The organism is Halorhodospira abdelmalekii (assembly GCF_016583625.1).
GTDB classification, from domain to species: Bacteria; Pseudomonadota; Gammaproteobacteria; order Nitrococcales; family Halorhodospiraceae; genus Halorhodospira; species Halorhodospira abdelmalekii.
Genome location: NZ_NRRN01000015.1, coordinates 15,346 through 42,057 on the forward strand (window position 1 = coordinate 15,346; position 26,712 = coordinate 42,057).

The window sequence follows — 26,712 nt, forward strand, 5'->3', positions numbered from 1 at the left end:
CCTAGATGGGGGGGCGGAGCCACACCTTGGCGAGTGGGGTCGGTTTGGCGGGCGCGGCGTTTGCTGGGCATGGTCGGATTCGCCCGATTCGCTGTGTTGGTCGGATTGATTGGGCTCTTGGTCGGGATGGTGCCGACGGCGCTGGCCGAGGAGCGGGAGCGTGTTCCGGTGGCGGTCTCCTTTACAGTGCTCGCCGATGTGGTCCGCGAGGTCGGTGGTGAGCGCGTCGATGTCGTCAGCATGACCCCGGCCGGGGCCGAGGTCCACGAGTGGGAGCTGCGCCCGCGCAATTTTCGCGACCTGGAGCGTGCCGCACTCTTCTTCTACAACGGTTACGGGCTGGAGCAGTGGCTGCGTCAAGTGCGCGCGACGCTCGGCGAGGACGTCCCTATGGTCGCTGTTGCCGAAGCGAGTGGCTATCCGACGCAGCCGATTCGCATCGGTGAGTTCAGCGGCGCCCCTGATCCACACCTGTGGATGGATCCGCAGGCGGTGGCCGCCTACGCCGAGGTGGTGGCAGCGGCGCTCGGTCGGGTCGATCCGGCCGGCGAGGCGTGGTATGAAGAGCGGGCGGCGGCCTATCAAGAGCGGCTCGCTGCGCTCCACGAGGAGCTGACCGAACAGCTCGCGGCTGTGCCCGAGGCGCGCCGCTTGTTGATCACGAGCGAGGCGGCGCTGCACTACTTCGCCGCCGCCTACGGTTTTCGCCACGACGGCATCTGGGGGAGTAATGCCGAAGAGGAGGGTTCGCCACGGCAGCTGATGCGAGTGATCGACGTGGTGAACGAGAGGCAGCCGGGGGCGCTCTTCTGGGAGAGCACCATCTCGCCGCGCTATGTCCGTTCGGTGGCCGCCGAAACGGGGGTGGAGGTCGTCGGTCCGCTCTACGTCGACTCGCTCAGCGAGCCGGACGGGCCGGCGGCGACCTACCCGGCCATGATGCGCTACAACGTTCAGCGCATTGTCGAGGCGTTGGCGCCGTAGCAGCAAAAAGGAGACGAGCAGTGTGACAGCGGGTGTGACAGCGGGTGTGACAGCGGGTGTGACAGCGGGTGTGACAGCGGGGGTGGGTACGGAAACCGAGGCGATTACAGCGCACGATCTCTACGCCGGCTACCACGGGGTCGATGCGGTTGCCGGGGCCGAGTTTGCCATCCCGCGGGGTGAGCTCGTCGCCTTGGTCGGCCCCAACGGTGCCGGTAAATCGACGCTGCTTAAGCTAATCATGGGCCTGTTACGTCCGCGCCGCGGCTGGTTGACCATTCGCGGCCGCCCCGCACAGGCTGCTCGGCGCGCCGGCGAGATCGCCTACATGCCGCAGCAGGAGACGCTCGATTGGGACTTCCCCGCCTCGGTGCACGATGTGGTCTTTTCGGCGCGCTACACCCGGCTGCGGCGCGCCGGGTGGTGCCGTTTTGTGCCGCAGGGCTGGTGTGCGCGGCACCACCATCACGCCGTCGCTGAAGCCCTCGCTGCGACCGGCGTCGAGGCATACGCTGGGCGCCATATCAGCGCGCTCTCAGGCGGACAGCGTAAGCGTGTGCTGCTCGCCCGGGCGCTCGCCCAAGGGGCCGAATTGCTCCTGCTCGATGAGCCGCTCGTCGGCGTCGACAGCGCTAGTGAAGCCATGATTTTTGAGGTGCTGCGCGATCTACGCGCGGCTGGGCGGACCGTGGTTTTGGTGACTCACGACGTTGCCGGGGCGCGGCGGCACGCCGATCGTATCATCCTGTTTAATCGGCGGGTGATCGCTATGGGGGCGCCCGACCAAGTGCTTCGGCAGGAGCTGTTGCTGGAGACGGCCGACCCGCACTTTGCCCGTAGCCTGCAGGAGTACCTCTGAATGGTGGAGCGTTTCGAGGGGGTGATCGACTTCCTTTTGGGTGTGCTGATGGTGCTCATCGGACTGCTCCCGGAGGTGCTAGCCGAGCCTTTCGAGTATCAGTTTATGCAGCGGGCGCTGTTGACCTCCATCGTGGTCGGGCTCGTCTGTGGGGTGCTCTCCTGCTTTGTGGTCTTAAAACGATGGGCGCTGCTTGGCGATGCGATCTCGCATGCGGTGTTGCCCGGTGTGGCGATCGCTTACCTGTTGGGCTGGCCGTTTTTTATCGGCGCCTTCATCGCAGGCGCGCTGACCTCCCTCGGGATCGGCTTTATCGAGCGGACGACGCGGCTGAAGTCGGATACGGCGATTGGCATTATGTTTACCGCGGCTTTTGCCCTCGGGGTGGTGATCATTGGGCAGATTGCGACCTCGACCCACCTGATGCATGTCCTCTTCGGCAACGTCCTCGGGGTCGATCGAGCGGCGCTGCTGCTGACATTGGTCGCCGGCGCGGTGGCGCTGCTGACCGTCGCCTTAGGATATAAGGCGCTCTTCGCCTACACCTTCGACGAGGTGCACGCGCAGGCGTTGGGGTTGAATACCGCGGCGATTCACTACGGCTTGATTCTGCTGTTGACCCTGACGATCGTGGCGAGCTTGGAGACCGTCGGCATCATCCTGGTCGTAGCGATGTTGATCATTCCCGGCGCCACGGCGTATTTGCTCAGTGATCGGCTGGCGCGCATGATCGTTTGGTCGGCCATGTGTGGCGTCACTGCTACTGTCAGCGGGCTCTATTTGGCCTACTATTTCGATCTGGCCTCCGGGGGAGCGATGGTCTTGGTGGCTGCGGCGCTTTTTTTGTTGGCTTTTTTGCTGGCGCCCCGTCACGGCCTGCTGGCCCAATTATGGCAGCGCCGGCGCGCGGTCGAAGGGGGCTAGCGTGCCTCCGGGGCGCTTGGGTCGCGGCGCCCGCGACAACGCTCCACCCTTTTCTATTAATGCCCCCTTAACCGCGTCGGCTTAGTCTGTATACTGGGCAGACAAACCCGAGCTAGCGCGTGCACCGATAATGACCAATCAACTTATCGACCCCCAGTGTAGTGCTCTGCTGCTTATCGATTTGCAGGAGCAACTGCTCCCTAAAATTGATAACGCGCAAAATGTCGTGGCTGCTGCCAATTGGCTGGCAGGTGTGGCCAGCGATCTTGGGGTGCCAATCTTCTTCACCGAGCAGTACCCTGAGCGTTTAGGTTCTACGGTCGATCCGGTGGCGCAGTGGATCGATTCGGCCCGCTGTTACACAAAGATGTCTTTTGGCTGGATGCGTGAGCCGGAGGCGGCGGCAGCCGGTCTGCCCCGACAAGTTGTGATCGCTGGGACCGAGGCCCACGTCTGCGTGTTGCAGACCGCTCTCGGGCTGGCAGCGGTGGGCCATGAGGTCTATGCAGTGGCCGATGCGCTCGGTTCGCGACGGCCGCAAGACCGCGAGTTGGCGATGGCGAGGATGCGCGCTGCCGGGGTCGTTGTGGTGGGCGCCGAGATGGTCGCCTTCGAGTGGCTGCAGCGTGCGGGCACCGAGACTTTCCGACGCGTTCTGCCGCGCCTGCGAGCCGGCTGGGAGGTAGGCGGCGATCATGACGGATAATGTCCTTGACCTGCAGCAGCTGCTAGCGAACGTCGGTGGCGACGAGGCGCTGGCCGATCTGTTGCTGGCACGCATGCGTGAGGATCTGCCGGTGCGCTTGACGCAGCTGCGCGAAGCGCTCGAGCGCGCCGATGCCGAGGTGGCACATCAGGCATCTCACCCGCTCAAGGGGGCGCTGACCAGTGTGCGGGCGTTGGAGGCAGGAGAGTTAGCGCGACAGATCGATGATGCGGCACGGGACGGCGACCTTGAGACCGCCGCTGCCGTCTTGCCGCAGCTTGAGCAAGCAGCTGGACGCCTGCAGCAGTATATCGATCAGCGCTTGGCCTAGGCCGTGTCGTACCGAGTTTGTGCTGTGCCGAGCAGCAGGTCAAAGCGGCGGGCTGCTCGGTGAATCTTGAACGGGCCGGGATGGGTGGCACCGAGTCGGGGGGAAGAGAGACGGTTGCGTCGGAAGTGAGAACAATTGACAGCCGCGTGACAGCCGCGTGACAGCCGCGTCGGGTGTTGACATGTTGCCGCATATCGTGGCATCGCTAATGCGGCAAGTGATAGGCATACTGGCAGTGGGGTAATGGCGCATGGGGAGCGAGACACTGGATGAGCTACTCGATCTTGGCGAGCAGCTTGATATCACGGTCGCGGCAGCCTGTAAGCAGCGCTTGAACGAAGCGCTCGGCGGCGGGCAACCGATCGAACTCAAAGGCGACCGACTGCAGCGTGTCGATACAGCCGGAGTGCAGTTGCTGCTCGCCTTTGCACGCGCAGCGGCGGATGGTCCGGGGTGGGGCTGGCACGGTGGTGAGGTGCCGGAGGCTGTGCGGACGGCGGCGCAGATGCTGGGGGTCGAGCGCGAACTTCAAGGTCACTCCGTCTAGCGTTCGGCGGGGGCGGCCAGGCGGCTGTCGCTTTGCTGCGGTTTGACGAAGGGGGCGCCGCTGCGCCGCCGGGCTGGTTATCAACAGATGCAAAATAGGCGTGAGCCAACATGGTTAAGATCCTTGCGGTGGACGATTCCGCTTCGATGCGACAGATGGTGACCTACACCCTTAAGCAGGGTGGCTACGAGGTGACCGAGGCCGTCGATGGGGCCGATGCCTTGGCCAAGGCTAAAGGAGGGCAGTTCGATCTAGTCATTACCGATGTGAACATGCCGAAGATGGACGGCATCACACTGGTTAGAGAGCTGCGTGCTCTGCCGGCGTTCAAGTTCACTCCGATTCTGCTGTTGACGACCGAATCGGCCCCGGAGAAAAAGCAGGAAGGTAAGCAGGCGGGGGCGACTGGCTGGCTGGTCAAGCCGTTTGATCCTGATCAGCTCATCAATACGATCAAGAAGGTGGTGAACTAGCAGCGGGCTGTCGGGGGTAAACGCCTGCAGCCGCCGGGGGAGGAGTATGAGCGTCGACCTCAGTCAATTTCTGCAGACCTTTTTCGAGGAGAGCTTCGAGGGGCTCGATATCATGGAGTCGGGGCTGCTTGAGCTCGACCCGCAGCACCCCGACACCGAGGTGCTGCACACTGTCTTTCGGGCGGCGCACTCGATTAAGGGCGGCGCGGGGACCTTCGGCCTCAGCGCGATCTCGGACTTTACTCACCGCATGGAGACCCTGCTCGATCGGTTGCGTGCCGGTGAGCAGACCGTAACGCCCGAAGTAGTCAGCGCGCTGTTATCTGCGGTCGATTGTTTGCGCGGCATGTTGGAGGCGATCAAGGCGGAGCAGGAGCTCGACAGCGAAGCACTCAGTGCGGCTCAGCAAGCCCTTGATGAGCAACTGGCGTTGCGCGATAACGGGGCGAAGGGTGGGAGACCAGGGGCGGAGCAGTCGGCCCCGGCGGGCAGCGGCGGCCTTGGCCGTCGCGGTGCTAACGCCGGTTCGAGCGGCTCTGGATCGGCTCCTGCGGGCGCTGGGCCTGAGGCGGGGGAGGGCGAGCAGGGCGGCGGCTGGCATATCCGTTTCGAGCCCGAGGCCCATCTACTGACGACGGGGAACGATCCGGCTCGTCTCTTCCGCGCCTTGAGCGATCTGGGGGCGTTGACGGTTCACTGTGAGAGCGGTGAGTTGCCGGCGTTTGAAGCGCTCGATCCGGAGTCTTGCTGCCTCTCTTGGGATCTCGAGTTGGTTACCGGTGCCACTGAGGCGGCGGTGCGTGAGGTCTTTGAGTGGGTCGAAGATGATGCTGTGATTGAGATCACCCCGCTGAGCGGGTCGGCAGCGCCAGCGGCGGAGGACCACGGTGCCGCCGCTGAACCGGCACCCGAGTCGGCCCCCGTTGCCGCGTCGGCAACGGCTGAGGTAGAAGAGGGAGCCGAAGCCGCTGCAGCGGCGGGTGCTGCAGCGCGCCCTGCCGCAACGGCGAGCAGCGGCGGCACCGCTGCAGCGACCAAGTCCAAGCCCGCCAAAGCCGGGGCGCGCAAAGAGGCCGCGAAGAAGAGCAGCAGCTCGATCCGGGTCGACACCGAGAAGATCGACGTCTTGATCGACATGGTCGGTGAGCTCGTCATCACGCAGTCGATGCTCAGTCAGATCGGCAAGGAGTTCTCGGCCGATCGGCTCGAGGAGTTGCAAGACGGGCTGGCGCAGCTTGAGCGCAATACCCGTGAGCTGCAAGAGAGCATCATGCGCATCCGCATGGTGCCGATCAGCTTCGCCTACTCACGGCTGCCGCGGATCGTCCACGACACCAGCCGGGCGCTCGGTAAGGAGGTCGAGTTCACCATGGAGGGTGAGCAGACCGAGCTCGATAAGACGGTGATGGAGAAGATCATCGACCCGCTGGTTCACTTGGTGCGCAACAGCGTCGATCACGGTATCGAGGACCCGGCCGAGCGGCAGGCCGCCGGCAAACCGGGCAAGGGCAAGATCTCTATCGAGGCCTACCACAAGGGTGGCAACATCATCATCGAGATTGTCGACGATGGCCGCGGCATCAACCGCGATAAGCTGCTCGGGAAGGCGCGGGCGGCGGGCCTGGTCGAAGAGGGCGAAGAGTTGAGCGATGCCGAGGTCTACGATCTGATCTTCCACCCCGGCTTATCGACGCACGACGAGGCGACCGAGTACTCCGGGCGCGGCGTCGGCATGGACGTGGTCAAACGCAACATCCGCTCGCTCTCGGGCAGCTTGAACGTCCGCTCGGCACCGGGGCAGGGGACGACCATCACCATCTCGCTGCCGCTGACGCTCTCGATCCTCGACGGTCAGCTCTTTCGGGTCGGTGATCAGACCTACATCGTGCCCCTGGTCTCGGTTATCGAGTCGCTGCAGGTCGATGGTGCCAAGGTCAGCGGGGTCACCGGACGGGGTGAGGTCTACCACTGGCGCGAGGCCTATGTGCCGATCGTCCGTCTTCATGAACTCTTCGATACCGAGCCGATGCGTCACGAACTCAGCGGCGGCCTGATGGTGATCGTTGAAGACGAGGAGACCTACCTCGGGGTCTTTGTCGACGACTTACTCGATCAGCAGCAGGTCGTCATCAAGAGCCTGGAGGCGAACTACTTGCGAGTCCCGGGGATTGCTGGCGCGACAATTCTGGGTGACGGTACGGTGGCCCTGATCCTCGACATCGCCGGATTGGTTGAGATGAGTCGCGGCGGATCGCGGCAGCCACTGATTCCTGAGCGAGAGGAGAGCGACGAGGCGGCGTAGGGGCTCGATACGAAGGGTCGGTCCTCTTTGGTGGGGCCGAAGTGGAGCGTGCGGGAGGGGGCGTGAGACCGTGCTAAGAGGCGTGGTGCGAGGGAGCAGGGTTTCTGGTGTGGACGGATGGCTTGAGTAGCGAGCGCAGGAGCGAACATGGCAGAACAGAGCGAGCGACAGAACCTGGCTGACGATCGCACGGCGGCACTCGGCACCGGTGCCGACACCGTCGACGCGATGCAGGCAACCGCTGATGGCGAGCAGTATCTCACCTTTACCCTCGGCGATGAGGAGTACGGGGTCGATATCCTGCGCGTACAAGAGATTAAGGGGTGGCAGCGGGCGACACCGATCCCGAATACCCCGCACTACGTTAAGGGGGTGATCAACCTACGCGGTACCATTGTCCCAGTGATCGACCTGCGCGAGCGTTTCGGCATGGCGGCGCAGGAGTACAGCAAGTTTACTGTGGTGGTGATGGTCAAGGTGATCAGTGGGGTGCGTGAGCGGATCATGGGGCTCGTTGTCGATGCCCTCTCCGAGGTCTACACGTTTCAAACGGAGCAGATTCGCCCGGCGCCGGAGTTCGGGGCCCACATTCGGACCGACTTTATCCGTGGCCTGGCGACCGTCGACGACTCGAAGATGGTCATCGTGCTTGATGTCGACGAGCTGCTCAGTGATGAAGATTTGGCGATTGCCGACGATCAGAGCCGAGTGGCTGAGGCGGTGCGCACCGCCGCCCGCGTCAGTAAGGAGAGTGAGTGATGGACAATGAACAGACACAACCCAGTGCAGCCGAGTTGGAAAGCCAGGGCTGGGTGAGTCCAGATCGGGTTGATGAATTGTTGGGCATGATGCAGCAGATCGCTCAGGGCGACTACCTGAGTGTCGCGCGCGGCGATTGTAAGCTCTCACGCGGGCTCTACGACCTGGCGATGACGGTCATGGATAGCGAGACGCAAAACCTGCAGTCGGTGGTCAGGCTGACCGGTAACATCGCCGATAGCTTCGTGGCGACCTCCGAGATGCGGATGACGATTCGGGAGACGAGTGAGCGCAGTCAGACCATCGCCTCGACCTCGGAGGAGTTGGCGGCGAGTATCGATACCGTCGCCGAGAACAGCAGTGCCGTGGCCTCCGAGACGGTGGCGGTGCAGCAGCTGGTCGATGCGGGCGATCAGGCCTCCCGGCGCACCAACGAGACGGTCGTCGAGATCGCCGGGTTGGCCGAGACGGCGTCGCAGAAGGTCAAACAGCTCAATCAGGCCTCCGAGGAGATCAGCTCCATTATCGAGTTGATCGAGGAGATCGCCTTCCAGACCAACATGCTGGCACTGAACGCCTCGGTCGAGGCGGCGCGCGCCGGGCAAGCAGGGGCTGGATTCTCCGTAGTCGCTCAGGAGGTGCGCCGGCTCGCCGATCAGACCAAGAACGCCACGGTTGATATCGCCCAACGCATTCGGACCTTGCGCGATGAGACGGAGGGCATCTCGCACTCGGTCGCCGAGATGGGCAGTGCCGTGCAGCGCGGTCAGGAGGCGACCACCGAGACGAGCAAGACGATGCAGCAGGTCGCCGACCGGATGCGCGGGGTGACCGAGCACATCCAAAACGTCTCCTCGGTGATCAACGAGCAGAAGGGGGCGGTTACGCAGGTCGCAGAGGCGATCAGCGCGGTGACCGACCGCACCGAGCGCAACGTCAATGACGTCGAAACCACCCTTGATGTGCTCGGTGATTCGCGCCAGATCTTGACAGCTAAGGTAGAGCATCTAAGTGGCTGCAACCTGCCGAAGGTCTTTCTCTACCGCAGCAAGTTCGACCACATCATGTGGAAGCTGCGCATCGCCGCGATGTTGGCCGGGCGTGAGGAGGTTGACAGCCGTGAGTTGGCCGATCACCACCAGTGTAACCTCGGCAAGTGGTACGACGGCATCGACGATCGGCAGATTCGTCAGCTGCCTGCCTTCCGCGAGTTGGAGGAGCCGCACGCGGCGGTCCACCAGCACGGTAAGAAGGCCGCAGCGCTCTACCAGCGCGGCGATGTCGATGCGGCTGCGGCAGAGTTGGAGCACTTGGCGGAGAACTCGCAACGGGTCGTTGAGCTGCTGGAACGACTGGGCACCGAAATGGATTCGGCAAGTCGCAAATAATCGGGAAGAAAGGGCACTCCATGAGTACGCAGCCGCCGCGAACCCTGATCTTTCTCAACCAGAAGGGCGGGGTGGGCAAGACGACCTCGTCGGTGAATGTAGCGCACGCCCTCGCCCTGAGTGGCTACGAGGTGCTTGGGCTCGATCTCGACCCACAGGGGCACTTCGCTGCCAGTCTGGGTTTGGAGGGGTTGGATCCAGGGCTCGATGAGATCTTTTTCGAGGGGGTCGGGCTGCTGGAGCGGGCGCAGCCGGCGCGTGAGCGGCTGCGTCTGGTGCCGCCGGGGCCGCGTCTTCCGGAGGTCGAGCAGATGGCCGGGGGACGTGAGCGTGGCTGGATCTTGCAGCGGGCCCTGACGCAGCTCAAGCAGCCGTTCGACTACGTGGTGATCGACTGCCCGCCCTCATCGGGGCTGTTGGCCATCAATGCTTTGCTGGCGACCGACGATGTCATCATGCCGGTCTCGTGTGACTACTTGGCCTTGGAGGGGCTCGCCGGCTTGATGCGAACCCTGATGCGAGTTGAGCAGGGGCTGAACATCTCAACACGCAAGTATGTCTTGGTGACCCGCTTCAATGGCCAGCGGCGCTTGCCGCGTGAGGTGCGCGGTAAGCTGGAGGAGTACTTTCCCGGACAGGTGCTCTATACCCCCATTCGCGATAATGTCGCGTTGGCGGAGGCCCCCGGGTTTGGTCAGACGGTCTTCGAGTATCGCCCCGAGAGCAACGGGGCCAAAGACTATGCGGCGCTGGCTGAAGATATCCGCTTGCGGCGGGTGCTTGAGGCGCCTGCAGCCGGTTAAGGGAGGAGGGAGCCGTGGCAAAGAGCGGTGGCTCGAGTGGCGATAAGAAGGGCAGCGGCAACGGTAAGAAGCTCGGCCGTGACCCGCTGGCGTGGATGCGGGATGACCCGCCGCAGGCGCAGCAGCGGCCAGAGGAGCAGTCGGAAGAGCAGCCCGCGGTAGCGGGGCAGTCGGACGAGGAGAGCGAATTGCCGGAGGCGGCTGAATCGGCACCATCGGCCGAGCCAGCTGAACCGGTCGAGCCTGCCGCCTCCCCTCCGCCCTCAGAACCCCCCAAGACCGCAGCGGCCTCTGATGAGCCCCCTGCGGCGGCACAGCAGTCGGCACCGAGTACTCAACCGAGCGGGAGCGAGACCACCATGGCGAGCAGCGAGCGCAGCGATCAGATCACCGTCAGCCGGGCCGAGTTCGTGCGGTATCACCGCTTCATGCTGGCGATGCAGACGTGTACAACGGCGTTTTTAATGACCGACCCACAAGGGGTCATCAGCTACGTCAACGATCCGATGCGCACGCTGCTCGCACGCCGTGAGCGCGAAATCGCTGCGGTCAATCCCGGTTTCTCGGCTCAGCAGCTTGAGGGGCGATCGCTGCTTGAGCTCTTCCCGCAACTGCGCCCCCACGCCGAGGCGATGCAGCAGGTGCGTGATCAGGCCCTGCACGAGCGTCTCGATATCGGTGAGCTGCGTATCGATGTTCACATCACCGGCGAGGAGAACCAGGAGGGTGACTTTCTCGGTAATACCCTGGAGGTCTTCGATATCACCGAGGAGTGGCATCGGCGCGAGGATGAAAAGAAGGCCCAGGCCGATGTCGAGGAGCTGATCGAGAAGATCCAAGCCGGCGAACTCAGTGAGCGCGTCTCGACCGAGCACATGAGAAAGGGCTTTATCCGCACGCTGAGTGAAGACATCAACTTGGTTCTTGACGTCACCCAAGCGCCGGTCCGCGAGGTGGTGCGGGTGATGAAGCAGGTCGCCCAAGGCGACTTGAACCAGAAGATGGAGGGCGCCTTTAAGGGCGACTTCGGCGAGTTGCAGGATCACGTCAACCGCACCATCGATATCTTACAACGGACCGTCAACGAGGTGCGTGAGACGGCCGATAGCCTCGATTCGGCCTCCTCTGAGATCTCCCAGGGCAACCAGGACCTGTCGCAGCGCACCGAGGAGCAGGCAAGCTCGCTAGAAGAGACCGCCTCAAGCATCGAAGAGCTGACCAGTACGGTGCGGCAGACGGCGGAGAACGCCCGTGAGTCGCAGCAGCTTGCCTCGGCGGCGCAAGAGCGGGCGGAGCGTGGTGGCGAGATCTCCAATCAGGTCGTCGAGGCGATGGGGGCGATCAAGCAGTCGAGCCGGGAGATCTCTGACATCATCACGGTGATCGATGAGATCGCCTTCCAGACCAACCTGCTCGCGCTCAATGCTGCGGTCGAGGCGGCGCGCGCCGGCGAGCACGGGCGCGGCTTTGGCGTCGTCGCCGCGGAGGTGCGCAACCTAGCTCAGCGCAGCGCGACGGCGGCGAAAGATATCAAACGCTTGATCAAAGATAGCAGCAAGAAGGTCGAGGACGGCACTCAGCTGGTCAGCGAATCGAGTGAGACGCTGCAGCAGATCGTTGACGCATTCCAATCTGTGAATGATAAGATAGCCGAGATCGCATCCGCGAGTGAGGAGCAATCGACGGGGATCGACGAGATCAATAAGGCCGTTAGCCAGCTCGACGAGGTTACCCAGCAAAACGCCGCGCTGGTCGAAGAGATGGCCTCGGCGGCCGAGTCTCTGGATGAGCAGGCCACCTCGCTGGTGGAGGTAATGGGCTTCTTCGGCGGGGCGCAGCAGAGCGTAGGCAGTAAGTCGCGTCGCGGCAGCAACGGTACCACCGCCGGCCGCAATGGCGGTTCTGGCGGCTCGGTCGTTCGCCGAAGTGGCGGCGGCGCCGGCAAGGGTGCGTCGGGCCATGGTGCGAGTCGGCACGGACCGGGAGGAGCCGGTACAACTGCCCATAAGCCGACCACCACAAGCGGTGCCACCCGCGGAGCGGGTAGCAGCGGCAGCGGGCTGGGCAAGACGGGCAGTGGTACGGCCGCAGCGAGTCGCGGAGGCACGGGGGGGCGCACCACAGCAGCGGCGAATACGCGACAAGGATCGCAGTCGGCGGCGCAGCAAGAGGATAGCGACTGGGAGGAGTTCTAGAGCGCTCCGCGCGGGGGGCGGCCGTGCGCAGCAGCCCGGCCGCGATGGGGGGTTCGTCTTTAAGCGTCAGGACGAAGCCATCGGCATCGGTAGCAGTGGTGAGACGGGTAGCCTTATGGTGAGCTGCGGTATGGGAGCGCGCGGTGGAGGGTGAACGCGAGTTTCGCTTCACCCGCGAAGACTTCGAATGGATTCGTGAGACGGTTGGGCGCGAGACCGGCATCCAGCTCAGTGAGGCGAAGGGCGATATGGTCTACTCACGCCTGGCGCGCCGGCTGCGCGCGCTCGGTCTGCGTGACTTCGCCAGCTACCGCAAGCTGCTGGTCAACGATCCGCAGCGCCAGGAGATGGCGCAGTTCGTCAACGCCTTGACCACGAACCTAACGGCCTTTTATCGCGAGGCGCACCACTTCGAGCATTTGGCACAAGTCCTGGAGCAGGCCAAGGGGCTGGTGCGCATCTGGTCGGCTGGCTGCTCGACCGGGGAGGAGGTCTATTCGATCGCCATGACCGCACGCGACGTCTTCGGTGGGCGGGCTGCCGAGCGGGTGCGGATCATCGGAACCGACCTTGATAGCAGTGTGCTTGAGCAGGCCGCTGCTGGGGTCTACGATCAGCGGCGGGTGGCGGGGCTGAGTACAGCCTCGCTGCGTGAAAACTTTTTGCGGGGGACCGGCAAAAACGACGGTCTGGTGCGGGTGCGCCCCGAACTGCGTCGCCTGGTGCACTTCGAGCAGCTCAATCTGCTCCACGATTGGCCGTTTCGTGAGCGCTTCAGTGTCGTCTTTTGCCGCAACGTCATCATATACTTCAACAAGGAGATCCAGCGTCGGCTCTTCGAGCGCGTTGCCGAGATCATGGTGCCGGCCGGTTGGCTGTACATCGGACACTCGGAGACGTTATGGAAGGTCAGCGACCGCTTTGAGCCCCATGGCCGGACTATCTACCAGAAGTCAAAGTAGCGAGCGGTTGCGATTCGCCGCCAATGGCAACGGCAACCGAGCCGCAGAGCCGCCGCCGTGCCTGCCTGGCTTCGAGCATATCAACCGCTACTGGGACCCGCAGCATGCCGTCTTTGCGGCCAAGATCTTGCCCGGCGAATTTTATGTCACCCGCGGTGGCGAGATGGTCGTGACGACCCTGGGGTCGTGTGTCTCGGCCTGTGTTCGCGACCGGCGGTTGGCGGTCGGCGGCATGAACCACTTTATGTTGCCGCTAAGCGGTAAGCATACACGGATCGACGATCCCCTCAGCGAATCGGCCCGCTACGGCAACTACGCCATGGAGCAGTTGATTAACCGTATTATGGCCCTGGGGGGGCGCCGTCAAGACCTAGAAGTTAAGCTCTTTGGTGGGGGCCGGGTGCTGGCGGCGGTGACGGATATCGGCAAGCGCAACATCGAGTTTGCCCGCGAATACGTCGCAACTGAAGGGCTGCGGCTGCTGAGCGAGGATCTTGGTGACGAGTACCCGCGCAAGGTGCAGTATTTTCCGGAGAGTGGGCGTGCCCGATCGAAGAAGCTGTACCGCACCCGCAACGACACCGTGGTGCGGCGCGAGGAGCACTATCTCCACGAGATCGACGAGAAGCCGACCTCCGGTGGCGTCGACCTATTTTGAGTGAGAAGGCGGGCCCATGATACGTGTGCTGATCGTCGATGACTCGTCGTTGATCCGGCGATTGCTAACGGAGATTCTGGAGCAGGCCGATGACATCGAAGTCGTTGGCACGGCGCGGGACCCGTACGATGCACGCGATAAGATCAAGCAGCTCAATCCCGACGTCTTGACCTTAGATGTCGAGATGCCGCGCATGGACGGCATCACATTCCTCCGCAATTTGATGCGGTTGCGGCCGATGCCGGTGGTCATGGTGTCGACCTTGACCCACGAAGGAGCAGAGGAGACGATTGAGGCGCTTGCCCTCGGTGCGGTCGATTTTGTCGCCAAGCCGCGCATGGACGTTGCGCACGGACTTGAGGAGTACGCTGAGCAGATCGTCTCCAAAGTGCGGGCCGCGGCGCGTGCCCGTGTGCACCCGCTCGCCGATGCGCCCCGCTCCGGTAAGGCTACACAGCGGGTGGTACGTCCAAACAGCAACAAGATCGTAGCGATCGGTGCCTCGACAGGCGGTACGGTCGCCATTCAGCGCGTGCTGGAAGAGATGCCGCCGAATGCGCCTGCCATTGTTATTACGCAGCACATGCCCGAAGGTTTCTCAGCGGCCTTTGCGCAGCGGCTCGACGGACTGTGCACGATTTCGGTCTGTGAGGCGCAAGATGGACAGCGCATCTTACCGGGGCACGCCTATATCGCACCCGGCGGTGAGCGCCATCTGGAGGTCTACCGCCAGGGTACTCGTTACCTTTGTCGGCTGCGCGCGGGGGCGCCGGTGAAACGCCACCGTCCTTCGGTTGAGGTGCTCTTCGAGTCGGTGGTGCGGAGCGCGGGGGCCGAGGCGATCGGTGTGCTGCTGACCGGTATGGGTACGGATGGTGCCGATGGCATGGGGCGTATGCACGCAGCAGGCGCGCTGACGATTGCTCAAGACGAGGCGAGCAGCGTGGTGTGGGGGATGCCGGGGGCAGCGGTCAAGGCGGGCGCTGCCGCACGGATACTGCCGCTCGATCGTATCGCCGGGGCGATTCTGGATGCCGCGAGTGCGGCGCCATCCACCGATGGGCAGGGAGTGACGTAGGCTATGGCTACTTCCGACAAGGCGCAAGGATTTCGTGACAGTTTTACCGCCGCCTATCTGATCTCAAGGTTATGGCGCTACGCGATCCCCCTCTTCGTGGTAACCCTGGTTGCCGCTGTGGTGGCCTATGTCTGGCCGTCGTTCGGGTCCCTGGCAGTCTTAGTCGTTGCAGCGGCGTGGGGGGCTGTCGGCGTGGTCGCCGAGCATCAGTCGGGCCGCGAGCAGGCGGAGCAAACGGCTACCGAGCTTGAGGAGGCACTGCGCGATCTGCTGCACGATATCGACGATAGTCTGAACGCCGAGTTTCGTACCGTCTCGGGAGATCTTGAGCAGATTCATGGTCTGGTGCGCGATGCGGTGCAGTCGCTGCACAGTAGTTTTAACGGCATGGATCAGGCAACTGATGAGCAGGAGCGCTTAGCGCGGACGGTGATTCAGCGGACTGGCGGTGATACTGCAATGGAAGATTTCGGCATCGCCGAATTTGTCGTTGAGACTGAGGAGTTTTTGAACGGTTACGTCGATATGATCGTCGATATGAGTCGACGGAGCGTCAAGACCGTTGAGCGGATTGATGACATTGTTACTGAAATGCGCCATATCGACAGCTTACTGGCCGATCTGAAGGGGATTGCCGACCAGACGGATTTGTTGGCCCTCAACGCCAGCATTGAGGCGGCGCACGCCGGTGAGTCGGGACGTGGGTTTGCCGTCGTTGCCGATGAGGTGCGCAAGCTCTCGGAGAAGGCGAACCACTTCAATCAGCAGATTGCCGACGAGGTCGATGAGATCAGCGGCATGGTTACGGTGACGCGGCGCGAGGTCGGCGAGATGGCCTCGACCGACATGAATGCTACGCTGTCGACCAAAGAGCAGATCTCGCAGATGATGGAGAAGCTCAAAAGCTTGGACCGCGAGGTCGAGCAGCAGGTCTTGCGCATCTCGGGTGTCAGTCGGCAGATCGATCAGCACGTCGCCGATGCTGTGCGGGCGCTGCAGTTCGAGGATATCGTCACCCAACTGGTTGAGAGCTCGCGCGTCGGTGTCAGCGGGCTGAACAGCTACCTGGAGGGGGTGCGCGGCGTCCTGCAGGCGATCGCGCAAGAGAACGTCCACGGCAGCGAGTACGCCGCCCGCTTGCGTGAGGCGCGTGAGCGTTTGGCACAGCAGCGTGAGGCCCGGCAAGCGGAGCGGGCGCAGCAGCGCAAGGTCGAGCAGGCATCGATGGATCAGGGGGACATCGAGCTATTTTGAGCGGGGCAGGCGGGTTTTTTTGGTATGATTCGCCCGTCTGCCCTGTTTTGAATTTTACATTCAGGCAATTGGCTACCTGTGTAAGGAGTAAGACTATGAGTATACATACGACGGCCGAGGACGGCGGTAAGACCCTGGTGGTCAACGTGCGTGGCTACTTTGACTTCAGTCTCCATAAGGATTTTCGCCAAGCCTACAAGGGAGCGGAGGGGATTCGTCGCTTTGTGGTCGATTTGCGCGAGACCGAGTACATGGACAGCTCGGCGCTCGGGATGCTGTTGCTGTTGCGTGAGCATGCGACCGATCAAGGTGGCGAGGTCGTGCTGCGTAACAGCTCGCGCGAGGTGCGTAAGATCCTTGAGATCGCCAACTTCCAGCGCCTCTTTCGGATCGAGGAGTGAGCATCAGCAGTACCGAGTGCTGGTGTCGTGGCGCGGCATAGTTGGCTAGGAGCGTGCGTAGGTCGTGCGATTGAGGGTGTGAGAGGGGGCAGTTTGCGTGGATGACGGGCAGGACGCTGCGGAGACGTCGACTTTTTTAGTCGTCGATGATGAACCAGTGAACGCGATGTTGCTAGAGACGGTGCTCTCTGCCCGCGGCTTTCGCGTCGTCACGGCAGCGGACGGCGAGGAAGCCGTCGCCCGCTTCCAAGAGCACGCCGTCGACATGGTGCTAATGGACATCATGATGCCGGGCGTCGACGGCTACGAGGCGACCCGGCGGATCAAGGCGCTCGATCGCGGCGGTTTTGTCCCGGTGCTCTTTGTTACGGCGTTGACCGATGAGCAGCGTTTGGCGCAGTGCATTGAGGCCGGTGGTGACGATTTCGTCACGAAGCCGATCAGCCGCGTGCAGCTCAACGCCAAGATCGATGCCTGGTTGCGCACGCGTGAGCTCTACCGCACCGTGGTTGCGCAGCGGGACAGGCTGCGCAGCCATCAGCTGCGCCTTGAGCATGAGCAGGAGACGGCCGAGCGGATCGTTGCCCGGGCGACGGCCTCGAATGCACTGGAGACCCCGGGGCTGCGTTATTTCTATCAGCCGGCGGCCATCTTGAGCGGCGATATCCTGCTTGCGGGACGGCGCCCGAATGGCAATCTGCTGCTCTTGGTTGGTGATTTTACTGGTCACGGCATCGGGGCTGCGGTCGGCGTGCCGGGGCTCGCTGCTGTCTACTACGACTTGGTATCCCGTGGTGCCCATCCGGCCGAGATGCTCGATGCGATCAACGAAAAGCTCTTTCGCAGTTTGCCGTCGGATATGTTTTTGACGGCGGCACTGATCGAGGTTGATGGTCGGGGGCGGCGTCTCGGCGTGTGGAATGCCGGCATGCCTCCGGTGTGGTTGGTGCAGGGCGAGGAGATTCGGCACCGCTTCGTCTCTAGTGACTTGCCCCTCGGTGTTGAGCGCAATACCGCACCCGGCCGTCGCCGGCTGACTTACGTCGATGTACCGGATGATTGTTTCCTCTACGCCTGCTCCGATGGCATCGTCGAGGTGGCCGGAGAGGGCGGTGCGCTCTACGGCGATGAGCGCGTTGAAGCGGTACTGAGGGCGGCTTGCCAAGGCGCAGGCTTCGACGACTTGCTGCGGCAGGTCGAGGCGTTTCGCGCGGCCGCGCAGGCGAGCGACGATGCAACCCTGGTCGAGATCGATCTCGATCAGGCCTTTGCCAATGACGGCGGTGGGTATGGGGCGGCAGAGGCGGTGCATTGGCGGACCGAATTGGTTCTTGACGCCTGTACCTTGGTCCACGTCAATCCGGTGCCACCGATTATGAACTTGCTCTCCGATCTTGGGGCGATGGAAGAGGATCGCCAAAGCCTCTATGTGGTGATCGCTGAGCTATTCACTAATGCCCTAGAGCACGGGGTGCTCGGTCTGGAGTCGAAGATCAAGCGCAGTGAAGAGGGGTTTGAAAAGTACTACGAGCGTCGCCGGGAGGCGTTGGCGCAGCTGACCGAAGGCGAGGTGCGGCTGCGGGTGCACTACGATCCGCGTCCCGATTCACGGGGGGTGGTGATCGAGGTCGAAGATTCTGGGCCGGGCTTCGAGTATCAACGCATTCTGGAGGCCGCTAAGCACGGTGATGTTGCTGGGGCACTGGCGGCCGGACGCGGGATCATGTTGGTGCGGTCGTTGTGCGAGGAGATTGAGTATTTTCCGCCGGGCAATCGCGTTCGCGTGCGCTACTCGGGTACGCTGGCGGGTTGAAACGGTTGCTGTTGTGCCCCTGACTGCGGTCCACCGCAGCGCTCTCTGCTCTGCGTTCCGCTACGGTTACAGGGGGCTGTAGTGATGGACGATGCGGCGGCTGAGGGCTATCGCCTTCGCCGGCAGCGGGCTTGGCGCCTGGTCTTGGTGGCGCTGTTGCTGCTTGCCGGAGGTGCGATCTCCCTGTGGGGGCCGTGGGAGATCGCAGACGTTGTTGCCCTCGGGCGAGCGATGGCCGAGCATCCGTGGCTGTTGGTCGTCATCGTGCTGGTACAGGCGACGCTGTTCGCTTTGGCGTTGCCTGGGAGTCTCGCGTTTTGGGTGGTGGCGCCCTTCTACCCGCCGTGGTGGAGTACGCTGGCGTTGACCCTCGGTAGCACCCTGGGTGCACTCGGCGCCTACGGCCTGTCACGGCTCTTGGGAGGCGGTGTCGTCTCAATCGAGGGCCGTTGGGTGCGTCTGCTAGGGCGCCACAGCGATCTGCTGAGTCAGTGTGCGTTACGAGCGTTGCCCGGATTTCCGCATGCACCGATCAATTATGCCGCCGGTCTGCTGCGTCTGCCGCTGCTCCCCTTTGCGTTGGCTGCACTGGTCGGTTTAGGGCTGAAAAGCGGGATCTACAGCTTTGCGATTTACGAGGCCGTTGAGGCCGCCGAGGCGGGTCAGGTCGATCGCGGCGCCGTCGTGGTCCTCTTCCTGCTCTTTCTCCTCTTTGCCGCCGGTGCGCTGCTGCGTTACTGGCTGCGCGGCGCCGCTGGCGGCAATGATCGGGAGTCGTGAACGGTGAGAGCCGGAGAGGGGCAAGGGTTGTATTGAGAACAATTATTGTTTAAATTCTTTATAAAGTGCAGCCAGGTCCTAGCCCAGCGTACCTTCGGCGCGTATCGTGTGCACTGACGGCAGGTGCGCGGTTGCCGATCTGGCCGCGAGCGCCTTGAGACGACAACCCTGAATCGAAGGGGGAGAGTACAATGCCCTACCAACTACCCGATCTGCCTTACGACTACGGTGAACTGGAGCGCTCTATCGATGCACAGACGATGGAACTCCATCACAGCAAACACCACAACACTTACGTCACCAAGCTCAACGATGCGATTGGTGGAACGGAGCACGAAGAGACGCCGCTTGAACAGCTCTTTCCGAAGATCTCGCAACTGCCGGTTGCCCTGCGCAACAACGGTGGTGGTCACTGGAACCACGCCCTCTTTTGGCAGGTGATGTCCCCCGATGGCGGCGGCAAGCCGGAAGGCACCCTAGCGGAGGCGATCGATCAAGCCTTCGGCTCTTTTGAGCAGCTGCGCGAGCAGTTTACCCAGGCCGCGATTGCGCGCTTTGGTTCGGGCTGGGCGTGGCTGATCAAGACCGAGCGGGGGCTCGAGATCACCGACACACCGAATCAGGACAACCCGCTTATGGATGTCGCTGCGCGGCGGGGAACGCCACTCCTGACGCTCGACGTTTGGGAGCACGCCTACTATCTGCGTTATCAAAACCGCCGTCCCGACTACATCGAGGCGTGGTGGGATGTCGTTAATTGGCCGGAGGTGGCGCGTCGCTTTGCGGCAGCGGAGTAGATGCCCCGACTCGTAACCGCTGTCGTTATCTGTTCGCGACACCGTCGCCGACCTCGACGAACCGGCGGTCAATAGCCGGCTGGCGGGGCCTGGATGCCGGCGCCAGCGCCCCTCTGCGCAGAGGTAGAGGGGCCGCTGGCGGTGTCGGGGTAGGAGGCGAGCGTGCTGCCCGCCCGCGAACCCGCGACCGATGGTGGCCCGTTAATATCCTCAATCCTCCGGCTCGTAGCCGAGATTCGGCGAGAGCCAGCGCTCAGCCTCCTTGTACGATAGCCCCTTGCGCTGAGCGTAGTCCTCGACCTGATCACGGAAGATCTTGCCGACGGCGAAGTAGCGCGCCTGCGGATGGGCAAAGTACCACCCCGAGACCGCCGCACTCGGCCACATCGCCCGCGATTCGGTCAGTGACAGCCCGATCTTCTCCTCCACATCCAGCAACTGCCAGATTTGATCCTTTTCGGTGTGGTCGGGGCAGGCTGGATAGCCAGGCGCGGGGCGAATGCCCTGATAGCGCTCCTTGATCAGCTCCTCGTTGCTCAGCGCCTCGGTGCTGGCATAGCCCCATAAGACCTTACGCACCTGCTCGTGCAGCCGCTCGGCAAAGGCCTCGGCGAGCCGATCGGCCAGTGCCTTGAGCATGATCGAGCTGTAGGTGTCGTTGGCGGCCTCAAAGCGCTCCAGGTGCTCATCGATGCCGATACCGGTGGTCACGGCGAAGGCGCCGATCCAGTCCTCAAGGCCGCTCTCGCGCGGCGCGATGAAGTCGCCCAACGACTGGTGCGGTTTGCCCTCCGGTTTGGCGGTCTGCTGGCGCAGGTGGTGCAGTGTGGCTAGCACCTCGCGGCGCTGCTCATCGGTATAGAGCTCGGTGTCGTCGCCGACGCCGTTGGCGGGGAAGAAGCCACAGACCGCACGCGCCGTCAGCCACTGCTCGGCTACGATGCGCTCAAGCATCTGCTTGGCATCGTGAAAGAGCTCCGTAGCCTCCTTGCCGACGATCTCATCGTCGAGGATCTGTGGGAAGCGGCCGGCTAGCTCCCACGCCTTGAAAAAAGGCGTCCAGTCGATGCGCTCGACGAGGTCGCTGAGCGGGTAGTCGTCGAAGACGTGAACTCCGGGTTGCTCTGGGCGCATGGGGGTAAAGGCCGACCAATCGATCGGTGTGCGGTTGGTGCGCGCCTGCTCCAGCGTCACCCAGTCGATCTTCTGTTGCCGTGCCGCGTACTGCTCGCGCACCTGCTCGTACTCGGCGGCGATCTCGCGCTTATAGTTGGCCGCGTGCGCCTCACTGACCAGCTTAGAGGCGACACCGACGGCACGCGAGGCGTCTTTGACGTAGATGCTCGGGGTGGAGAGGTGCGGGGCGATCTTGACCGCCGTATGCACGCGTGAGGTCGTCGCGCCACCGATCAGCAGCGGCAGCTGCAGCCCTTGGCGCTCCATCTCTTTGGCGACATTGACCATCTCATCGAGCGATGGGGTGATCAGTCCGGAAAGGCCGATCATGTCGACCTTTTTCGCCTTCGCTTCGGCGATGATCTTCTCCGTCGGCACCATCACGCCGATGTCGTGGACCTCGAAGTTGTTGCACTGCAGAACCACGGCGACGATGTTCTTGCCGATATCGTGGACGTCGCCCTTGACGGTCGCGATCAAAAAGCGCCCAGCCGGCTCATCCTGTCCCGACTTCTCCGCCTCGATATAGGGCAGCAGGTGGGCGACCGCCTGTTTCATGACGCGGGCCGATTTGACGACCTGCGGCAGGAACATCTTCCCCTCACCAAAGAGATCGCCGACGGCATTCATGCCGTCCATCAGCGGGCCTTCGATGACGTGGATGGGGCGCTCGTGTTGCTGCCGCGCCTCCTCGACGTCTTGCTCGATGTACTCGGTGATGCCCTTGATCAGGGCGTGTTCCAGGCGTTTGGCGACCGGAGCCTCGCGCCAGGCCAGATCCTCCTCCTTCTTCTTACCGCCCTGACCTTTGTAGCGATCGGCCAGATCGAGCAGCCGTTCGGTGGCGTCGTCGCGGCGGTTGAGGATGACATCCTCGCACAGCTCGCGCAGTTCGGCGTCGATCTCATCGTAGACCTCGATCTGCCCGGCGTTGACGATCGCCATATCGAGCCCGGCGTCGATGGCGTGATAGAGAAAGACCGAGTGCATCGCCTCGCGCACCGCCTCGTTGCCGCGGAACGAGAACGAGAGGTTAGAGAGGCCGCCGGAGATCTTCGCGTGCGGAAGGTTCTCCTTGACCCAGCGGGTGGCCTCGATGAAGTCGACCGCGTAGTTGTTGTGCTCGGCCATGCCGGTGGCGACAGCGAAGATATTGAGATCGAAGACGATCTCGCCGGGCGGGAAGCCGTTGTCGACGAGCAGATCGTAGGCGCGCTTGGCGATCTCTTGGCGACGCTCGAAGGTATCGGCCTGTCCCCGCTCATCGAAGAGCATGACGACCGGGGCGGCGCCGTAGTGCAGGAGGGTGCGCGCCTGCTGTAGGAACGCCTCCTCCCCCTCTTTGAGCGAGATCGAGTTGACCAGCCCCTTACCCTGGATGCGTTTCAGCCCCTCCTCGATGATCTCCCACTTCGAGGAGTCGATCATGATCGGCACCCGCGAGATGTCGGGCTCAGAGCCGATCAAATTGAGGAACTTGATCATCGCCTCACGCGAGTCGAGCATCCCCTCGTCCATGTTGATATCGATGATCTGGGCGCCGTTCTCGACCTGATCGCGAGCGACCTCAAGGGCCGTCTCGTAGTCGCCCTCCTTGATCAGGCGGCGAAAGCGCGCCGAGCCAGTGACGTTGGCACGTTCACCGATGTTGACAAAGAGTGAGTGGCGATCGATGTTGCACGGCTCCAGCCCGGAGAGGTGAAGCACATCGGGATCGGCATTCGGCACAGGGCGCGGAGCATGCGCTTGGATCGCCTCACGGATTGCGGCGATGTGCCCGGGTGTGGTGCCGCAGCAGCCGCCGATGATGTTGATCAGCCCCTCTTCGGCGAAGGAGCGGATGATCGCCGCCATCTCTTCCGGGCTCTGATCGTACTCACCGAACTCGTTGGGTAGGCCGGCGTTGGGGTGGGCCGAGACGTGGGTATCGGCGATCTTCGAGAGCTCTTGCAAGTGCGGGCGCAGATCTTCCGCACCGAGGGCGCAGTTCAGGCCGATCGAAAGGGGTTTGGCGTGTCGGACCGAGTTCCAGAAGGCGGCAGCGGTCTGCCCCGAAAGGGTCCGCCCCGAGGCGTCGGTGATCGTCCCGGAGATCATGATCGGCAACTCCCGGCCGACCTCAGCGAAGACCGTGTGGAGGGCGTAAATGGCCGCCTTGGCGTTCAGCGTATCGAAGATCGTCTCGATGAGGATCAGATCGGCGCCGCCCTCAATCAGGCCGCGGGCCTGCTGCGCATAGGCGTTGAAGAGCTGATCGAAGGTGATGTCGCGGAACCCTGGGTTGTTGACATCGGGCGAGATCGACGCGGTCTTACCGGTCGGACCCATGGTGCCGGCGACGAAGCGCGGGATCCCGGTTGCCTCTTCGAACTCATCGCAGAGGGCGCGGGCGAGTCGAGCGCCTTCGATATTCAGCTCATCGACGAGGGATTCGGTCTGGTAGTCGGCCTGAGATAGGATTTGCGAGTTAAAGGTGTTGGTCTCGACAATATCGGCCCCCGCTTCGAGGTTGGCGCGCGTGATCTCGCCAATCACATCGGGGCGGGTCAGGGTGAGCAGATCGTTATTGCCCTTGAGTTCGCAGGGGTGCTCCTGGAAGCGCTCGCCGCGGAAGTCGCCCTCCTCAAGGGGGTATTTTTGGATTTCGGTCCCCATGCCGCAGTCGAGGAAGAGGATGCGTTCGGCGAGCTGTCTACGGATACGTTCACTGCGATCGGTCATCGGTTTGCTTACACTCTGTGGCTTACGGATGCGGTGGCGCCGACGCTGCGACAATATCGACCGTCATAATGCCAGCGACCGCCGTGCAGCTGATGGGCCCGGGCTTTGGATCGGGAGCGGACAGGGAGGCGGGCGGATGAAGACGGGCAGCGCGCAGGGCGCCGAATTTGCTAAATACCGGCGGAATTCTCACACATTCTGCGTAGATACTCAACCTGTGCAGTGTCGGCGCAGCTGCTATGCTGAGAGTCTTTTGGGCGGGGGGGGCGGCAAAGAGGTGGATCACTCGCGGCGGGAAGGGGCGAGGAGGCCGCATGCGTTGATAGTGCGCTCAGAGGGATATGCCTAGCGCTTGGATGGCTAAGGCGGGTACCCTTGTGGCTAGGACGGTTACACCGATGCGACTTTTAAACGTTGGCGAGAGAGAGTGCGGGGGCTCAATGGTCGAGCGTGCGATCAGCGACACGGTGATGCAAGGGGCAGAGGCCTCGGAAGAGGAGGCCAAGGCGGTGGCGTATGAGAGTATCGCTGCCAAGATGAACGGCTTTCTCTATCGTTGCCGCAACGATCAACACTACACCATGCAGGTTATGGCGGGGGCGGTCAGTGAACTGACGGGCTATCGAGCCCAGGATCTTATCGCCAACCGCCGTCAATCCTACATGAAGCTGATTCACGAAGAGGATGCCCCGCAGGTCGAGCGGGCCATTCAGCAGGCGATCCGCCTCGGTGATCGGTGGACGGTCGACTACCGCATTCGCACTGCGAAGCGTCAGATCCGCTGGGTGAACGAGACCGGCGGGGCTGTGATTGATGGGGGGGGAGAGGTTAGCCATCTTGAAGGCGTGGTGTTGGATATCGGCGAGCGCCTTGAGGAGGCGCAGCGGCGCAAACGCATGGAGCGTGTCGGCGAGATTGGGCGCGAGATCGGCAAATCCTCAAGAAACATCCTTAAGACCTTAAAAAAGCTGCGCATTTTGAGTCTTAATGCGAGCGTTGAGGCGGCCCGTATCGGGGAGACTGGGCGCGGCTTCGGGGTGGTCGCCGACGAGGTCAAAAAACTGGCCGATGAGAGCGGCAAAGCGGCCCAGTCGATCGGCGAGTTGATGGAAGAGCTTGAGACCGAGTTACAGGCCGCCCGCGGCGATGAGCGCACACACCAGAGCGCAGATGGTGGCGACCGGGCCGCTTAGCCTTCGCTAACCCGCTAAAAAAGGGGGGGCTAGGCGAGGCCTAGGCAATCTGAGGAGACCTTTATGAGCGCTGATCGGGCTGCGGCTGCGGTCTCGGTTCCCAAGCTGGCGACAGGGATCGCGGGCTTTGACTCCATCGCTCAGGGAGGGGTGCCACAAGGGCGGTCGACGCTGATCGCGGGAACCCCAGGGAGCGCGAAGACGGTCTTCGCCGGTCAGTTTCTTGCGGCCGGCATTACAGGGCCCCGGGAACCTGGGGTCTTGGTTACCTGTGAGGAGTCGCCCGACGATCTGCGGCGTAATTTCCAAGCTTTTGGTTGGGATATCGCGCGCTGGGAGCAGGAGGGGTACTGGACCTTCGTGGATGCCTCGCCCGCTATCGAGCTGGATGCGGTGGAGGCGGGACCGTACGACCTAGGCGGATTGATCGCCCGTGTCAAGGGAGCGGTCGAGCGCACCGGCGCCAAGCGCCTGGCGATCGACTCCCTCGGGGCTATCTTTTCCCGCTTTCCCGATGTGCGGCAGGTGCGCTGGGATCTCTTTCGTATCGCCGCGCAGATGAAGCGGCTGAGGGTGACCTCGGTGATGACCGCCGAGCGCGAGTCAGAGTACGGGATGGTGGCTCGCCACGGGGTCGAGGAGTTTGTCGCCGATAACGTCGTTATCTTGCGGAATATCCTGGAGGCTGAGACGCGCCGCCGCACGGTGGAAATTCTCAAGTTCCGCGGTGCTGGCCACCAGAAAGGTGAGTACCCCTTTACAATCCTGCCAGAGGGGGGGGTGGTGGTCATTCCACTCTCCGCCATGGAGCTAACGCAGCGCTCATCGCAAGTGCGGATCACTTCGGGCAATGAAAAACTCGATGCGATGTGCGGTGGCGGCATTTACCGCGACTCGATTGTGCTCGTCTCGGGGGCGACCGGGACTGGTAAGACCCTTATGGCGACGGAGTTTACTTCGGGCGGATTGGTGGCCGGCGAGCGCTGTCTGCTCCTTGCCTTCGAAGAGAGCCGCGATCAGTTGATTCGCAACGCACGTGGCTGGGATGTGGAGTACGAGCCTGCCGAGCAGCGCGGGGATTTGTTGATCCGCTGTGAATACCCTGAGGCGGCGGGGCTTGAGGACCACCTGGTGCGCATCAAGCAGGCGATCGATACGTTTCGGCCTCATCGTGTGGTTCTCGATAGCCTGACCGCGCTGGAGCGGGTCGCGACTGCGCGCGGCTTTCGCGAGTTTGTCATTGGGCTGACTTCCTTCATCAAGGAGCGCGAGACTGCCGGACTCTTTACCGCCAGTACGCCGTCGCTGATGGGTGGGGCTTCGGTGACCGAGGCGCACATTTCGACGTTGACCGACTCCATTATCCTCTTGCGTTACGTCGAAATGGGTGGTGAAGTACAGCGCGGATTGACTGTTCTCAAAATGCGCGGTGCGGCACATGAAAAGAGCATTCGGCAGTTCACGATCGATCAGAAGGGGATGCACATTGGTGAGCCCTTTCGGGGGGTAGAAGGCATTCTGGAGGGGCACCCGAACCGGGTGATCGGCCATGTCGGATGATCGGCTGGTAACGCCGCGGTGATTCGCGCGGACCGGTGAGCGGGTCGG

The 26,712-nt window shown here is 62.8% G+C and carries 23 protein-coding genes; 22 read left to right on the forward strand and 1 reads right to left on the reverse strand.

Annotated elements, in window-relative coordinates:
• Positions 1-33: 33 nt before the first annotated feature.
• The 20 genes from CKO15_RS05060 (at position 34) to CKO15_RS05155 (ending at position 20,014) form a co-directional block, all read left to right on the forward strand.
• Positions 34-984, forward strand: a complete 951-nt coding sequence (locus CKO15_RS05060; RefSeq protein ID WP_338036000.1) for a metal ABC transporter solute-binding protein, Zn/Mn family — start codon at positions 34-36, stop codon at positions 982-984.
• Between the two features lie 82 nt (positions 985-1,066).
• Positions 1,067-1,843: an ATP-binding cassette domain-containing protein gene (locus tag CKO15_RS05065; protein ID WP_200193235.1), complete on the forward strand. Its 777-nt coding sequence runs from the start codon at positions 1,067-1,069 to the stop codon at positions 1,841-1,843.
• On the forward strand, positions 1,844-2,767 hold the full coding sequence (locus CKO15_RS05070; protein WP_200193162.1) for a metal ABC transporter permease: 924 nt from the start codon (positions 1,844-1,846) through the stop codon (positions 2,765-2,767).
• 130 nt (positions 2,768-2,897) lie between these two features.
• Complete coding sequence (locus CKO15_RS05075) at positions 2,898-3,473, forward strand: isochorismatase family protein (RefSeq protein ID WP_200193164.1); 576 nt, start codon at positions 2,898-2,900, stop codon at positions 3,471-3,473.
• The gene (locus CKO15_RS05080) at positions 3,463-3,804 is read left to right on the forward strand and encodes an Hpt domain-containing protein (RefSeq protein WP_200193166.1); all 342 of its coding nucleotides are present in this window, start codon (positions 3,463-3,465) and stop codon (positions 3,802-3,804) included. Before CKO15_RS05075 ends, CKO15_RS05080 begins: the two co-directional genes overlap by 11 nt.
• Positions 3,805-4,054: 250 nt before the next feature.
• The gene (locus tag CKO15_RS05085) at positions 4,055-4,351 is read left to right on the forward strand and encodes an STAS domain-containing protein (protein WP_200193168.1); all 297 of its coding nucleotides are present in this window, start codon (positions 4,055-4,057) and stop codon (positions 4,349-4,351) included.
• A gap of 110 nt (positions 4,352-4,461) precedes the next feature.
• Entirely contained in the window at positions 4,462-4,824 is a 363-nt protein-coding gene (locus CKO15_RS05090) for a response regulator (protein WP_200193170.1), read from the forward strand.
• A gap of 46 nt (positions 4,825-4,870) precedes the next feature.
• Positions 4,871-7,126, forward strand: a complete 2,256-nt coding sequence (locus tag CKO15_RS05095) for a chemotaxis protein CheA (RefSeq protein ID WP_200193171.1) — start codon at positions 4,871-4,873, stop codon at positions 7,124-7,126.
• A gap of 228 nt (positions 7,127-7,354) precedes the next feature.
• The gene (locus tag CKO15_RS05100; RefSeq protein WP_200193237.1) at positions 7,355-7,885 is read left to right on the forward strand and encodes a chemotaxis protein CheW; all 531 of its coding nucleotides are present in this window, start codon (positions 7,355-7,357) and stop codon (positions 7,883-7,885) included.
• Positions 7,885-9,273 carry a methyl-accepting chemotaxis protein gene (locus CKO15_RS05105; protein WP_200193172.1) on the forward strand — a complete coding sequence of 463 codons (1,389 nt, stop codon included), beginning with the start codon at positions 7,885-7,887 and terminating at the stop codon, positions 9,271-9,273. The genes CKO15_RS05100 and CKO15_RS05105 overlap by 1 nt, the downstream gene beginning before the upstream one ends.
• A 20-nt stretch (positions 9,274-9,293) precedes the next feature.
• Positions 9,294-10,076 carry a ParA family protein gene (locus CKO15_RS05110; protein WP_200193174.1) on the forward strand — a complete coding sequence of 261 codons (783 nt, stop codon included), beginning with the start codon at positions 9,294-9,296 and terminating at the stop codon, positions 10,074-10,076.
• A gap of 14 nt (positions 10,077-10,090) precedes the next feature.
• Positions 10,091-12,271: a methyl-accepting chemotaxis protein gene (locus CKO15_RS14505; protein ID WP_200193176.1), complete on the forward strand. Its 2,181-nt coding sequence runs from the start codon at positions 10,091-10,093 to the stop codon at positions 12,269-12,271.
• A 143-nt stretch (positions 12,272-12,414) separates the two neighbouring features.
• Positions 12,415-13,233, forward strand: a complete 819-nt coding sequence (locus tag CKO15_RS05120; RefSeq protein WP_200193178.1) for a CheR family methyltransferase — start codon at positions 12,415-12,417, stop codon at positions 13,231-13,233.
• A 61-nt stretch (positions 13,234-13,294) separates the two neighbouring features.
• The gene (cheD, locus tag CKO15_RS05125; protein WP_242464585.1) at positions 13,295-13,891 is read left to right on the forward strand and encodes a chemoreceptor glutamine deamidase CheD; all 597 of its coding nucleotides are present in this window, start codon (positions 13,295-13,297) and stop codon (positions 13,889-13,891) included.
• Between the two features lie 16 nt (positions 13,892-13,907).
• On the forward strand, positions 13,908-14,969 hold the full coding sequence (locus tag CKO15_RS05130) for a protein-glutamate methylesterase/protein-glutamine glutaminase (protein ID WP_200193182.1): 1,062 nt from the start codon (positions 13,908-13,910) through the stop codon (positions 14,967-14,969).
• A gap of 3 nt (positions 14,970-14,972) precedes the next feature.
• Positions 14,973-16,223, forward strand: a complete 1,251-nt coding sequence (locus CKO15_RS05135; protein WP_200193183.1) for a methyl-accepting chemotaxis protein — start codon at positions 14,973-14,975, stop codon at positions 16,221-16,223.
• Between the two features lie 95 nt (positions 16,224-16,318).
• Positions 16,319-16,624, forward strand: a complete 306-nt coding sequence (locus tag CKO15_RS05140) for an STAS domain-containing protein (protein WP_200193185.1) — start codon at positions 16,319-16,321, stop codon at positions 16,622-16,624.
• A gap of 97 nt (positions 16,625-16,721) precedes the next feature.
• Entirely contained in the window at positions 16,722-18,437 is a 1,716-nt protein-coding gene (locus CKO15_RS14510) for a SpoIIE family protein phosphatase (RefSeq protein ID WP_200193187.1), read from the forward strand.
• Between the two features lie 84 nt (positions 18,438-18,521).
• On the forward strand, positions 18,522-19,217 hold the full coding sequence (locus CKO15_RS05150; protein ID WP_200193189.1) for a TVP38/TMEM64 family protein: 696 nt from the start codon (positions 18,522-18,524) through the stop codon (positions 19,215-19,217).
• A 191-nt stretch (positions 19,218-19,408) separates the two neighbouring features.
• Positions 19,409-20,014 carry a superoxide dismutase gene (locus CKO15_RS05155; protein ID WP_200193191.1) on the forward strand — a complete coding sequence of 202 codons (606 nt, stop codon included), beginning with the start codon at positions 19,409-19,411 and terminating at the stop codon, positions 20,012-20,014.
• 210 nt (positions 20,015-20,224) lie between these two features.
• Here the strand turns inward: CKO15_RS05155 and metH are convergent, their stop codons facing one another.
• Positions 20,225-23,911 carry a methionine synthase gene (gene metH / locus CKO15_RS05160; RefSeq protein WP_200193193.1) on the reverse strand — a complete coding sequence of 1,229 codons (3,687 nt, stop codon included), beginning with the start codon at positions 23,909-23,911 and terminating at the stop codon, positions 20,225-20,227.
• 440 nt (positions 23,912-24,351) lie between these two features.
• Here metH and CKO15_RS14365 point away from each other — a divergent pair, with 440 nt between their 5' ends.
• The gene (locus CKO15_RS14365) at positions 24,352-25,104 is read left to right on the forward strand and encodes a methyl-accepting chemotaxis protein (protein ID WP_274600118.1); all 753 of its coding nucleotides are present in this window, start codon (positions 24,352-24,354) and stop codon (positions 25,102-25,104) included.
• A 63-nt stretch (positions 25,105-25,167) separates the two neighbouring features.
• Complete coding sequence (gene kaiC, locus CKO15_RS05170; RefSeq protein ID WP_200193197.1) at positions 25,168-26,664, forward strand: circadian clock protein KaiC; 1,497 nt, start codon at positions 25,168-25,170, stop codon at positions 26,662-26,664.
• Positions 26,665-26,712: the final 48 nt, after the last annotated feature.

Coding starts and splice junctions, on each gene's coding strand:
- CKO15_RS05070 (WP_200193162.1), top strand. CDS start 1,844: ATGGTGGAGCGTTTCGAGGGGGTGATCGACTTCCTTTTGGGTGTGCTG.
- CKO15_RS05075 (WP_200193164.1), top strand. CDS start 2,898: ATGACCAATCAACTTATCGACCCCCAGTGTAGTGCTCTGCTGCTTATC.
- CKO15_RS05080 (WP_200193166.1), top strand. CDS start 3,463: ATGACGGATAATGTCCTTGACCTGCAGCAGCTGCTAGCGAACGTCGGT.
- CKO15_RS05085 (WP_200193168.1), top strand. CDS start 4,055: ATGGGGAGCGAGACACTGGATGAGCTACTCGATCTTGGCGAGCAGCTT.
- CKO15_RS05090 (WP_200193170.1), top strand. CDS start 4,462: ATGGTTAAGATCCTTGCGGTGGACGATTCCGCTTCGATGCGACAGATG.
- CKO15_RS05095 (WP_200193171.1), top strand. CDS start 4,871: ATGAGCGTCGACCTCAGTCAATTTCTGCAGACCTTTTTCGAGGAGAGC.
- CKO15_RS05100 (WP_200193237.1), top strand. CDS start 7,355: ATGCAGGCAACCGCTGATGGCGAGCAGTATCTCACCTTTACCCTCGGC.
- CKO15_RS05105 (WP_200193172.1), top strand. CDS start 7,885: ATGGACAATGAACAGACACAACCCAGTGCAGCCGAGTTGGAAAGCCAG.
- CKO15_RS05110 (WP_200193174.1), top strand. CDS start 9,294: ATGAGTACGCAGCCGCCGCGAACCCTGATCTTTCTCAACCAGAAGGGC.
- CKO15_RS05130 (WP_200193182.1), top strand. CDS start 13,908: ATGATACGTGTGCTGATCGTCGATGACTCGTCGTTGATCCGGCGATTG.
- CKO15_RS05135 (WP_200193183.1), top strand. CDS start 14,973: ATGGCTACTTCCGACAAGGCGCAAGGATTTCGTGACAGTTTTACCGCC.
- CKO15_RS05140 (WP_200193185.1), top strand. CDS start 16,319: ATGAGTATACATACGACGGCCGAGGACGGCGGTAAGACCCTGGTGGTC.
- CKO15_RS05150 (WP_200193189.1), top strand. CDS start 18,522: ATGGACGATGCGGCGGCTGAGGGCTATCGCCTTCGCCGGCAGCGGGCT.
- CKO15_RS05155 (WP_200193191.1), top strand. CDS start 19,409: ATGCCCTACCAACTACCCGATCTGCCTTACGACTACGGTGAACTGGAG.
- metH (WP_200193193.1), bottom strand. CDS start 23,911: ATGACCGATCGCAGTGAACGTATCCGTAGACAGCTCGCCGAACGCATC.
- CKO15_RS14365 (WP_274600118.1), top strand. CDS start 24,352: ATGGTCGAGCGTGCGATCAGCGACACGGTGATGCAAGGGGCAGAGGCC.
- kaiC (WP_200193197.1), top strand. CDS start 25,168: ATGAGCGCTGATCGGGCTGCGGCTGCGGTCTCGGTTCCCAAGCTGGCG.